The organism is Sphingobacterium sp. HJSM2_6 (genome assembly GCF_049316305.1).
GTDB lineage: Bacteria > Bacteroidota > Bacteroidia > Sphingobacteriales > Sphingobacteriaceae > Sphingobacterium.
In genome coordinates, this window is sequence record NZ_JBMOXB010000006.1 from 66,416 (window position 1) to 78,859 (window position 12,444).

Sequence of the window (12,444 nt, forward strand, 5' to 3'; positions counted from 1 at the left end):
AGCACTTATCGGAGTGGATATTGTTTTGGGGGATAACCAAAATATCGTTTAAAAGCATTGCTAAATGCAGATGGAGTAGTATACCCGAGTTGAAATGCAATTTCTTTTATAGAACAGGCGTTAAGTTCTAAAAGGTTGATCGCTACTTCCATGCGAACATGGTTTGCATATTCAAATAAACCCAATCCAAAAATATCTTTAAATCCTTTTTTCAATTTGCAGGAATTCATTCCAAATTCCTTAGCCATAAATGCGATGGTTGGAAATCGGTCGTATTGGTTTTGAATGTAACTTTTTATCGCTGCAAATTTTTGCCTATCTACTGGATTGTAGATGCTGTGGCTTTGATTTTCTTTTTCATTTTTTACCAGTTGAACTTCGTTTAGGAAATAGAACAGCTTCGCGATAATTAGAAAAATGTTCGACAAATCTTTATTGTCTAATTTTTTGAATTCTAGAATGATTTTGATCAGTTTATCACTGATTGGAAGCTCAATCAATGGATTATTGTTTTTAATTTCTTGATTTGGCAGGTCTTCGTATAGGGCCGGCGCAATTTCTCTACTGATTCTGATATCCAGGTTACAATAGCTGTGGTCTGATTTATAAATTGTTCGCATCGGACATGCCGCTGGACGTCTCATGATGTAGAAAAATTGGGGCTTTAAGAAAACGATTTGCTGATCTATGTATTCCTCTATCCATGTATCTGAAAACAGGAGTTTTATATGGATTACATCGCTCTCTACTGCCGTTGCTGTATGAATATAGTCTTCAACCGGTCTAATGGTTAACGTCTCCATTCTTAAAAAATTAGATTGATACAGGACCTCTTTATTTAGCTCATTGTTGACCACACGAACGGCGGGTTTACAACAGCTTTCTTCTTCACTAGTTTCTAATTGTCCGGGTACCATCATATTATTTAACATATATCCAATCTCGAAAGTAATTCTCCTGATTAAGCAAGTCTTGATAATTTTCAAGTATTAGTTTTGGCGCAAATTAATTATAATGATTCTAAATAACATAGTTAAAATGAAAAAAATTACTTCATACTATTGCGAATTAACAAGTTTGCTCCTATTATTTGCCTTATGGGTAAACCCAGGGATGCTATCCGCTCAAAATAAAAGTGTCTTGAAAGGGACTTTGCTTAACTTGGATCGAGAGGTGATCAAAGGTGCCAGCATCGCAATAAACCCTAGCAATAAACAGGTCATTACGGATGAGCATGGTCATTTTGTATATACAGGATTAGGAAAAGGTAAATACCAATTAAAAACGCTAAATCTTGGGCATGAGCAACTATTGGAGGTGGAATTATCAGGTGTGGATACCCTTTCGGTAATTTTTGAATTGGCCTTAACGGAAGCTCAAATGGAAGAAATCATCGTTCTTGTCAATCGGAGAGCGATTCCTTCCTCAACCTTACGTCTTTCTGAAAATGTGTTGGTTACTCCTCAAAATATTCAAATCATGGATAAGCAGCTTTTTCAAGATCAAGCGATTCTCTCGCTAGCCGAAGGGATTACTAAAAATGTAAGTGGGGTTCGAACAGTATATCACCAAGAAGAAGGTAAAGTAGGAATTTATGCCCGAGGATACGGAGCTTCCAATTTACGCAATGGGATGGACGTTAGTGGCAGTTTTGGGCCTTTAAGAGAAGATATGTCGTTCATAGAACGGATCGAATTTGTAAAAGGACCTGCAGGATTTATGATGGGAAACACCCAACCTGGCGGGTTTTATAATATTGTCACCAAAAAACCAACAGGGCAAAATGATGTCCATGCTATGTTTACCTTGGGAAGTTTTGGTCTATATCGAGCTTCGGTAGATGTGGATGGAAAATTGTCCGATAATGGAAAAGTTTTGGGAAGGTTAAATTTGATGGGTACAAAGAAGGGTTCTTTTCAAATGAATGTTTCCAATGAACAATATGTCATCAATCCATCTTTAAAATATCTTATTTCTGATAAAACAGAATTAATCACGGAATATATTTATTCCCAAAACTCATTTACCGGTGGGTTCTCCAAATATGTCTACGGATTGGAAGGATTTAAAGATGTGCCACGAGAGGCTTCATTATCTGATCCTATTGTAGACCCTACCGTAACAAGGGAGCATAATTTGTTTTCGAGTTTGAATCATTACCTGACGGATAATTGGATGTTAACGACTCAGCTAGGTTATATTTACGCAGCGATGGAGGGCGAGTCTCTATATGCTCGGTATAATTCAATTGATGTAAAAACAGGGGATTTAACGCGGTCTATATCGATGAACGATGCAATTAATTCATCGGTAGTAGGGCAGGTTTTTTTAAAGGGTAAATTTGCGATGGGTAACATCAAGAATCAAGTGCTTGCCGGATTGGATATGGGGGATAAATTTTATGTAGCAGATTGGTCTGAAATTGATCAGCAAGTAGGTCCAGTATTCAATATTTATCAACCGGTTTATGGTCAATTAACTAAAAGTGATTTACCACTCATTGATCGAAGTAAATCACTTCGGGAACGAGGTAGCATGTATTTATCAAACTATACCTATTATTCCATTCATTTGCAAGATGAAGCTCATCTATTAGCAGATAAGTTGCGCATAGGGGCAGGAATCAGGTATACACATACCTCACAGACCAGCGGCGCATCAAAAGGGGCTAGGGTGGATAATAGTGCCTATACTCCAAGGTTTAGTATTACCGGACTATTGACACCTACATTTACCCTTTACGGTTTATATGATCAAAGTTTTCAAGAGCAAACTGGAATTTTGGAAAATGGAGATGCTGCTTCCCCATCTCGAGGGATCAATAAGGAAATTGGGCTGAAAAAGAGCTGGTTCGATGGTCAATTATTAGCTGGAATTACCGCTTATCATTTGACCAGAACGAATATCACCACTCCTGGAGATCCTAATAAGCCTGGAATCGTCGAGCAATCAGGCGAGGCTATCTCTAAAGGGCTTGAACTGGACATCGTGGGTAAGCTTGGGGAAAATTGGAATGTACTGTTAAACTATGCGTACACAGATGCTCAAATAACTAAAGATAATAATACCGTAAGTCGGGTGGGATGGATGTTAAATGGAACAGCTAAACATATTACGAACGCATGGCTAACCTATCATATCAAAAATGGGGCGTTGAATGGGCTTGATTTATCAGCGGGTTATGAATACCAGAACAAACGTTCAGCCTGGCCTGTAACGCTGGAAAAACACCTTCCAGACGATTTATTTTCCTTGGATGCGGGAGCTACGTACAGGCGAAAGAATTTCTTAGTGAATTTGATGGTCAATAATGTTACCGACAGATTTAATTATACTGGACATTTCCCTACGGCATGGGGCTATAAACATTATGGATGGAGGGCTTTAAGTCCACGAAGTTTTCGATTAACTGTAGGCTATACCTTATAAGGGATTAAAAAGACTTGCTGAAATTACTCTATTGATCCATAGGGATTTCAGCAAGTCTATGTTTATTCTTATTTATATAATATTCTGAATTTGATGGTATGGTCAATTCGCTTCAACTGCTTTAACATATCTTTATCGTATTCGGCATCGATATCCGTTACCGCGTAGCCAATTTCTCCTCTAGTCATTAAAAATTGGGAGAATATATTAATGTTGTTTTCAGCGTAAATATTATTGATTTGGGCTAAAATTCCAGGAACATTTTTATGGATATGCAGCAAACGATGAGCTCTAGTTAACTTCGGCAAAATTAGGTTAGGAAAGTTTCTAGATTGATCGGTATCTCCATTATTAATGAAATCAGCCATTCTCCTAGGAATAAATTCCGCATTGCGAGCTTTAAGCTTTTTATCATCAAAAATTACAATACCTTTTTCATTACAGATGGTTTTGGAAAGTTGCCCTTTCATATCGCCAAGAAAACCTATGGTTTTCAATTTGTCCGCACGTGATAATACCTCATCATCTAGGGATACATCTGATCCAAGTAACAGCATGCCGACATCTTTGACATATTTTTCTTCCAAAGTTTCTTTAATTCGAATGGAGAAACCATCTCTTTTTAAGATGTGAGCGGCTATTTCTGGAACATTCCCTACGATTAAACAAAGTATTCTGTTTTTAGGGTACGAAATTGCCATCGGCAAGTCGTTCACATATAAGAATTCGTCAAAACTTGGGGCAATATGGTCTGCTTTATCCGTTACAGATTGTCGAGAAATATTTTCTGTAAATGCATAAAATTTCTCAATAAGGCCTGACTCTTTCAATTGAAAATCGGAATAGCCATCGCCAATACCAAATATTCTACCTTGAATATTTAATTCTTTAAGCAATTTTACTTTTCCACCTTCAAACGATAAGGGGTTTTCTTCATCATAACCGATAATATTACCCTCTTCATCAAATTTAAAAGTGTTCGCGTATATATTTTCTTTTTTAATATGGTATTGACTAACCACTGGTGTAATAAATTCTTTGAATCCACCAGAAACAATCCATGCACTATCTGCATGTTCTTTAAAAAACTCTTTATTGCGACTAAACGATTTTGAAACCTTCTTTTTTAAATGGGCAATTAACTTATCCAAATGCGTTCGATTAGCTTGCAATAGTTTAACACGTCCAGCTAAGGCTTCGCGGAAAGAAATTTTACCTTCCATGGCTAAGTTGGTAAAACGTTCTATCTCGTTATAAATTTTCTCTTGTTCAGGATGATTTTCTAAAGATATCCTTGCTAATTCGTCTAGGGCTTCGACTTGGGTAAATGTACTGTCGAAATCTATGATGTAATAGTTTTTCAATTTATTGTAAGTTTAAGTTTGTTTTAAAGGTAATAGGTCTTGCATACTTCCCTCAAAATCTCATCAATAGGTTTGAATGAAACGCCTAAAGTTTGAATGATTTTGCTATTATCAAACATCAGTTTTGTGTTGGCAGCTTGTGCATTCTCCGCAGTAATCGTCGGTTTTTTGCCGTTAACTAGCGATATTAATTTCGATAACCTCCATGCTATCGACAATAAGGCAGCAGAAGCGAGAATTCGAGGTTCGGGCTTTTTCATTAACTGGCTTATTTTAATCAATAAATCTTTATTACTGATGTTTTCTGCATTTACAATAAACCGTTCCGAACGAATTGGACTGTGCATCAATTGGATCATGACACGAACGACATCCTGTACATCGACAATACCCACAGATCCAGCGGTGTAAATTTTATTCCCTTTCTGAACCAAGTCGAAAATTTTGCGAGAACCATTCATGACAAATCCTACGCCCATAATGACTGAAGGGTTGATGATAACTGCCTCTAAGCCTTCTTCTATTCCTCGCCATACTTCCATTTCACTTTCGTACTTGGATTTGCTGTAATTGGCAATCTTGCCTAAGGTTTCCCATTTATCGGTCTCTTTTACAGGAAGACCTAATTTATTGGTTCCTAAAGCGGCAATAGAACTAACATGGACTAGTCGTGCAGCGTGTTTGATGCATAAGTTGACAATATGTTTGGTACCCTGGATATTGGTGTTGAACATCTCTGCAGCATCTACTTTTTGGTAAGATACCTTTGCTGCACAGTGATAAACTTGCTTGATTTGCGGAAAAATTTCTGCTAATGCGAAATAATCAGTGATTTCAGCATCTACCCACTGTATTAACGAGGAGGATTTGAGTTGTTCGGGAATATGAGAATTAAATCTCTTGATTGCAATGACACTTTGCCCTGTATCTATAAGATTTTGCAAAAGTGTAGAACCTAAAAAACCTGTGCCGCCTGTTACTAAAATCACTTTCTAACTTATTGTTGAAAAATTGTGTTATTCAAAAGTAAGTTAATAAATGCATATTTGCTAAATACATGAGGATTATCTCGTCTAAAAATTCAATTATTAGATATTTAATATGACATTAGCTGATTTTTTATCCCCTATATCTTTAAGCGAACTTGGGATTGATACAGAATACTATAATTCACAATTTGGTCATATCATACAAAAATATGAGCATGAATTTCCTGATTTGGAAGAGGAGGAACAAAGACCAAACCTGGCTATAATCGGCATTGAAGAAGGGAGAGGAGCGGTTAATAATAATGGCACTCAAAAAGCAGCTGATGTCGTTCGAAAACACCTGTATGATTTATACCAAGGAGACTATAATGTTAAAATAGTGGATCTAGGTAATATTAAAGCGGGATCTACGATAAAAGACACTTATGTTGCCGTTAAATTAGTGTTGGAAGAATTGATGAAAAAAGATATTCTTCCGATTTTGATTGGCGGAGGTCAAGATTTGACCTATGCACAATATCTTGCCTACGAACATTTAGAACAACGTGTGGATGTCGCGGTTATCGATTCGAAGTTTGACCTAGATCAAGAGAATGTTGTCGATATGCCTTTAAATTCCCAAACGTATTTAAATCACATTATTTTACATCAACCGGATTACTTGTTTAATCTAAGTAATATCGCTTATCAAACTTATTTAGTAAGTAAAGAGTCGATAAATATGTATGATAAATTGTTTTTTAATGCGCTTCGTTTGGGCTCTTTTTCTGGTAAATTAGATCAAGCGGAACCCATCATCCGTTCTGCAGATATGCTAAGTTTTGATATTGGTGCTATCCGTGCATCTGAAGCCGGTGGAAATGCAAATGCAGGTCCTAATGGTTTGTATGGGGATGAGGCCTGTCAATTAGCGCGCTATGCCGGTATGTCTGATAAATGCAGTTCTTTTGGTATTTATGAGTTTAATCCTACGTTTGACCCCATGGGCCAAACGGGAATGTTGATCGCTCAAATGATTTGGTGTTTTGTAGATGGGTATTATGGCCGTAAAAAGGATGCTCCAATTTATCCAAAATCGAATTACATCATTTATAGAACGACGTTGGAAAGTGATGAGTATGAATTGGTTTTTGTGAAAAGTAAGAAGTCCGATCGATGGTGGATGCAAGTTCCTTATTTTGGTTCTAAATCTGTAAACGAACGGTTTTATTTGGTTCCCTGCCGGTATGAAGATTATCAACTTGCTGTATCTGGTGAGATGCCAGATTTATGGTGGAAAACACATCAAAAACTACAGTAATCACTCCTCTAAATTTGTTTGCTATGGAGCTTGTCTACGTTTTTATCATCGTTGCTTTATTTATTGCCTGTTTATTATTGCTTTATCGTAATGCCAAATCAATTAGTAAGGAAGCGTATGAGCTAACAAATAAAGAAAAGCAATATCTAGAAATAACATTAGCCAAGGTAACGGAACGGGAAGCATTATTGCAAGCGGATAAGACTAAATTGCTTATGGAGCGTGAGGCATTATCACAAGAAAAGCAAGCGGTGGAGCGGACATTAGAGGGGACTACCGCTTACCTACATGCGCAGCAAGAAAAGTTTGAAGATCAAAAATTGGAATTGGTCGCGATCAAACAACAGTTTAATCAAGAGTTCCAGGTTTTGGCCAATAAAATTTTAGAAGAAAAATCCAAGAAATTTACCGAATACAACCAAGAACAAATTGGTTTGGTATTAAACCCGCTAAAAGAGAAAATAAAATCCTTTGAAGAACGAGTAGAGAAGACCTATCAGCAAGAGTCTGCCGAAAGGCATGTTTTAAAGGGCGCTGTCGAACAATTGATGCTGCAGAGTAATCAGATCCGTGAGGAGGCCAATAATTTAGCTAAAGCGTTAAAAGGAGATAATAAAAAACAAGGGAATTGGGGGGAAGTGATTTTAGAGAAAGTCTTGGAGCGTTCGGGATTAATGAAAGATCAAGAATATAAATTGCAGGTCGCTATACAGGATAAAACTGGAAAGCGATTGCAACCTGATGCCATCATCTATCTGCCCGATGAGAAGCACTTGATCGTGGATGCTAAGCTTTCGTTGACGGCGTATGAACGCGCGATCAATGCGGATACCGAAGAGGACCGACAGCTGTTTCTAAAACAACATGTTCAGTCATTAGAAAACCATGTTCGAGAATTATCTGCTAAAGATTACCACAATTTATATGGGATACAATCTCCGGATTTCGTGATGCTATTTGTACCTATTGAGTCATCATTGAGTCTAGCTGTGCAGTCAAAACCTGAGTTGTTTAGTGATGCATGGGATCGTAAAGTAGTCATTGTTAGTCCATCAACCTTGTTAGCGACTCTACGTACCATCGCAAGTATCTGGAAACAAGAACGACAAAACAGAAATGTGTTGGAAATAGCAAAAGAAGCAGGATTGCTCTATGATAAGGTGGTGAGTTTTTTGGATGATATGGATCAGTTACAACAATTTTTAGCTAAAGCTTCCAATAAACACGAAGAGGCCATGAAAAAATTAAGTTCAGGCCATGGTAATGTGATTAGAAAAATTGAACAATTAAAAGTCTTAGGCGCTAAAGCCAATAAACAAATAGATCAGCGATATTTAGAAGATTAATTGCCTTTTTTTTCGTTTTTATTAGTCAATTTGCTTTTAATCTGTTCAAACCTTTTTTTTATCGCTGTTAGGGTTAACGTCCCATCTATACGGTCGGAAAAGTAAGGTTTATCCTTATTCTTCAAATCGACTAATCCTATAATAAAATTTTGCCCTTTTAACTGATTTTCTTTTAATTTAATGCCATAATCTACTACTACACCATATGGATATTTATTGAAAGTAATACTGAGTGATCTAATTTTAGAGGTGTCTACTTCTACTTCTGATTTAAAGTAACCATCCTTGTCAGTCTGTGTAATTTCTTTGTTCATAAATTGAACGGAAACGCCAATAATTGGTTTATGATAATTGGCATCCATTACCATGCCGCTAATAGGGATTTTAACCAGTTTAGGTTGTTGTCCGTGAATCGTGGAAAATGTTATAATAAGTAGAAGGGAAATCAAAATGGCTTTCATAATCGGTTATAGTTTAAAGGTTTAGAGTTTGTTGAAAACACAATGTTAGTTATAAATATGCTAAAAAAAATAGGACTTTCCAATTGGAAAGTCCTATTTTAATTTGTTTCTGCTATTAATAACCTGCAGCGGTATCATCACCGCGATGATCGGCCCCTGTTTGTAAACGGCCATTGGGAAGGATGACGATGTTTTCTACACGGCCTATGGAACCTCGCTTATTAATTTTATAACCATCTTTTAGCAAGCTTTCTCGAGTTTTTTCATCGATAGCATTGGCTTCTACATCAATATATTCGGGTTTCCATTGATGATGAAATCGTGCGGCACTAACAGATTCTTGTGCGGTCATGTTAAATTCAAGCACGTTTAAAATGGTTTGAAATACGGAAGTGATAATGGTGGAGCCTCCGGGAGTGCCCACAACCATTTTAAGCTTCCCATTTTCTTCTACTATGGTAGGAGTCATGGCACTTAACATCCTTTTACCAGGTTCTACTGCATTGGCTTTACCGCCTAATAGACCATACATATTTGGTGTTCCGGGTTTTACCGAGAAATCATCCATTTCATTATTTAACAAGAACCCTGCACCATCTACCCAAACACATGAACCGTAGGATCCGTTGATCGTTGTGGTAAGGGAAACAGCATTTCCAGCTTTATCAACGATGCTGTAATGTGTTGTTTGCTCGGATTCATACCCTGGGAATTTTGCAGCCTTTATATCATCACTAGCGGTTGCTTTTGCTAAATTTACTTTAGACATTCTTGCTTGATTAAAAGTTGCGTCGGTCAGATGTTCTACAGGAACCTTATAAAAATCTGGATCACCTAAATGGGTGGCCCGATCTGCATAAATTCTTCTTTCGGCTTCTACCATTGCGCGAACAGTGCTGTCGTGTTGAAATCCCCATTTTGCTAATGGATATTTTTCGACAGATTGCAATAAGCCCATAAGCGCTACTCCACCACTGGATGGAGGCGGCATGGAGATTATTTTATAATTTTTGTAATTTCCAACAATGGGTTTACGCCAAATGGCTTGGTAGTCCAGTAAGTCTTGATGACTAATAATACCATTACCTCTTTTCATTTCAGCAACGATATAATCGGCTGTCTTTCCTTTATAAAATCCGTCTCGTCCTTCTTGAGCGATTCGGACTAAGGTTTCTCCTAATTGTTGCTGTACAAAAACATCTCCATCTTTCCAAGCTTGTTCTCGTATAATCGCTGCACCGTTTGGATTTATTTTTTTAAACCGTTCTTGGTAGTAATTAAATTCTCTCGCCTGTGAAGCAGTTATTGGAAAGCCTTTGCGAGCTAGATCAATCGCTGGTTGAATTAAATCCTTCCATTTTAAACTACCATATTTCTTAAATGCCTCTTCCATACCTGCAACGGCACCTGGTACTCCTGCAGCTAAATGGCCATAAACAGAAAGTTCCGTGAGCGGGTTACCTTCATCATCCAAGTACATGTCTTTAAATGCTTTTCCTGGAGCTTTTTCTCGAAAATCTAAGGAGGCAACTTCTCCTGTTTTGGATCGATACACCATGAAGCCGCCGCCACCTAAATTTCCAGCATTTGGATAAACCACTGCTAAAGCAAATTTAACAGCTATAGCAGCATCCACAGCATTGCCACCTTTTTTGAGAATGTCAAGTCCAACTTGAGAAGCGATGGGATGAGCGGTAATTACGGCAGCATGTTTATACTCATTAGTCGTCGTTGCTTTTTGATGATTCAACGAGCATGAAGCATGAAAAAGAACAATAAAGAATAGGAAAAAGAGATTTGTTTTATTCATGGAATAAAGATAATAATTTGGTAATATTAGTTGATTAGTTTTATATTCATTAAAAAATTAAATCTATGAAAAAGTTGTTATTGGGTTTTGCAGTAATCTTTACGATATCATTACAGGCACAAACGATTAAAGTTTTATCCTATAATATCCATCATGCGAATCCTCCATCAAAACCTAATGTCATTGATTTAGCAGCTATTGCCAAAGTAATTAATGAGGCAGATGTGGATGTGGTCGGTGTGCAAGAGGTTGATATTCATGTTTCTAGATCGGAAATGGTGAATCAGGCGGAGAAACTTGCGGAATTGACGGGTATGGATTATTATTTTTCTAAGGGCATAGATTTAGAAAAAGGCTATTACGGAACTTTGATTTTAAGTAAACATAAAATTGTTGGGAAGAGGAGGTATGACCTACCTATGCCTGTAAAAAGTGAAAATCGTTCATTAGCAATTGTGGATATTGAAATGCCGAATGGTAAGAAGGTTTCTATTGCCAATACACATTTGGATTTAAAAGAGGAAAACAGAATTGCTCAAACCGCATTTATCAATGAATTGGGCGAATTGTACCAAGGACCATTGATCCTTGTTGGTGATTTAAATGCGAAACCAACAGCAAAACCTATTCAGCAATTGGAGGAATATTTTATTCGAAATACGACTAGCAATAAACCTACTTCCCCTAATATTGATCCAAGAAATGAAATAGATTACATCATGGTTTTGAAAAACAAAAAGTTTAAATGGTTGAGATACGAGGTAATTAATGAATCGTATGCTTCTGACCATTTACCTGTTTTAGCAGAGATAAAATTTGAGAATTAGGGTAAGGCATTTGATCTAAATACAAGGAGATTTTATTACCTGAGTTTCTCATTGTTTTTATGACGGTCTGCATCCCTGATGTTTTTCTTGACTAAATTAGCTTCTAACGCTTCTGTTAAATTGATTCCGGTTTGGTTTGCTAAACAAATTAACACAAAAAGTACATCTGCCATTTCATCTGCCAGGTTAACTTCTTTGTCCGATGTTTTGAAGGATTGCTCTCCGTATTGGCGGGCCATAATACGTGCAACTTCACCAACTTCTTCCATTAACATCGCTGTATTAGTCAATTCATTAAAATATCGAATTCCGGTGGTTTTTATCCATTGATCTACGGATTCTTGGGCTTGTTCTATTGTCATCTTTTTTAACTTAAAAGTTATCTCTATCTTTTGTATTCATCATAATGGTTACAGGCCCATCATTCCTTAAATCAATTTTCATATCCCCTCCAAATACACCCACTTGAACTTCCTTTTGCAATAAAGTTGAAAGTAAATTCGCCATCTCCTCATACATGGGTTTTGCTTTTTCTGGCCTTGCTGCTCGAATAAAGGATGGTCTATTGCCTTTCTTGGTCTGTGCAAACAGGGTGAACTGCGAAATTAATAAGATATTGCCATCAATATCTTGGACGGATTTATTCATCAGGTTTTGTTCATCAGAGAATATCCTTAAGTTGACTAACTTTTGGGATAACCAGTGCATGTCCTCTTCTTGGTCTTCATCTTCTATGCCGATGAGCACTAATAATCCTTGGTTTATTTTTCCTGTTATTTGCGCATCTACTGTACAAGATGCATGGGAAACTCGTTGTATGACTGCTCGCATGGGGTAAAAATAACTAGTATAAACCTACTAAGCAAATGTGAACAGCTGCAAAAAATAACCCTTCAGCTTTAGGCCGAAGGGTTATGA

Annotated in this window: 11 protein-coding genes; 4 read left to right on the forward strand and 7 right to left on the reverse strand. The window is 37.1% G+C overall.

All coding sequences use genetic code 11. The features are described from left to right. Nucleotides 1-5 precede the first annotated feature (5 nt). Nucleotides 6-920, reverse strand: coding sequence for a helix-turn-helix domain-containing protein (locus tag ACFRAE_RS07185; RefSeq protein ID WP_422796455.1), 915 nt, complete (start codon nt 918-920; stop codon nt 6-8). A 118-nt stretch (nt 921-1,038) separates the two neighbouring features. Here ACFRAE_RS07185 and ACFRAE_RS07190 point away from each other — a divergent pair, with 118 nt between their 5' ends. Beyond that, a complete protein-coding gene (locus tag ACFRAE_RS07190) occupies nt 1,039-3,429 on the forward strand; it encodes a TonB-dependent receptor domain-containing protein (RefSeq protein WP_422796456.1) in 2,391 nt (796 codons plus the stop codon). A 68-nt stretch (nt 3,430-3,497) separates the two neighbouring features. On the opposite strand, the gene ACFRAE_RS07195 is transcribed toward ACFRAE_RS07190, so the two are convergent. Next, nucleotides 3,498-4,793, reverse strand: a complete 1,296-nt coding sequence (locus tag ACFRAE_RS07195; protein ID WP_422796457.1) for an HAD-IB family phosphatase — start codon at nt 4,791-4,793, stop codon at nt 3,498-3,500. A gap of 23 nt (nt 4,794-4,816) precedes the next feature. Then, complete coding sequence (locus tag ACFRAE_RS07200; protein WP_422796458.1) at nt 4,817-5,782, reverse strand: NAD-dependent epimerase/dehydratase family protein; 966 nt, start codon at nt 5,780-5,782, stop codon at nt 4,817-4,819. A 112-nt stretch (nt 5,783-5,894) separates the two neighbouring features. Here ACFRAE_RS07200 and ACFRAE_RS07205 point away from each other — a divergent pair, with 112 nt between their 5' ends. Together ACFRAE_RS07205 and rmuC are read left to right on the forward strand one after the other, a co-directional pair. Beyond that, nucleotides 5,895-7,082, forward strand: a complete 1,188-nt coding sequence (locus ACFRAE_RS07205) for a formimidoylglutamase (RefSeq protein WP_422796459.1) — start codon at nt 5,895-5,897, stop codon at nt 7,080-7,082. Nucleotides 7,083-7,105: 23 nt separating this feature from the next. Next, complete coding sequence (gene rmuC / locus ACFRAE_RS07210; RefSeq protein WP_422796460.1) at nt 7,106-8,428, forward strand: DNA recombination protein RmuC; 1,323 nt, start codon at nt 7,106-7,108, stop codon at nt 8,426-8,428. On the opposite strand, the gene ACFRAE_RS07215 is transcribed toward rmuC, so the two are convergent. Continuing rightward, a complete protein-coding gene (locus tag ACFRAE_RS07215) occupies nt 8,425-8,889 on the reverse strand; it encodes a hypothetical protein (RefSeq protein ID WP_422796461.1) in 465 nt (154 codons plus the stop codon). The two genes, rmuC and ACFRAE_RS07215, sit on opposite strands and share 4 nt — an antisense overlap. Before the next feature lie 115 nt (nt 8,890-9,004). After that, complete coding sequence (gene ggt, locus ACFRAE_RS07220; RefSeq protein ID WP_422796462.1) at nt 9,005-10,699, reverse strand: gamma-glutamyltransferase; 1,695 nt, start codon at nt 10,697-10,699, stop codon at nt 9,005-9,007. A gap of 65 nt (nt 10,700-10,764) precedes the next feature. On the opposite strand from ggt, the gene ACFRAE_RS07225 reads away from it, so the two are divergent. Beyond that, the gene (locus tag ACFRAE_RS07225; protein WP_422796463.1) at nt 10,765-11,526 is read left to right on the forward strand and encodes an endonuclease/exonuclease/phosphatase family protein; all 762 of its coding nucleotides are present in this window, start codon (nt 10,765-10,767) and stop codon (nt 11,524-11,526) included. 35 nt (nt 11,527-11,561) lie between these two features. On the opposite strand, the gene ACFRAE_RS07230 is transcribed toward ACFRAE_RS07225, so the two are convergent. Further along, nucleotides 11,562-11,888 carry a nucleotide pyrophosphohydrolase gene (locus tag ACFRAE_RS07230; protein ID WP_422796464.1) on the reverse strand — a complete coding sequence of 109 codons (327 nt, stop codon included), beginning with the start codon at nt 11,886-11,888 and terminating at the stop codon, nt 11,562-11,564. A gap of 10 nt (nt 11,889-11,898) precedes the next feature. Next, nucleotides 11,899-12,357 carry a D-aminoacyl-tRNA deacylase gene (gene dtd / locus ACFRAE_RS07235; protein ID WP_422796465.1) on the reverse strand — a complete coding sequence of 153 codons (459 nt, stop codon included), beginning with the start codon at nt 12,355-12,357 and terminating at the stop codon, nt 11,899-11,901. Between the last annotated feature and the right edge of the window lie 87 nt (nt 12,358-12,444).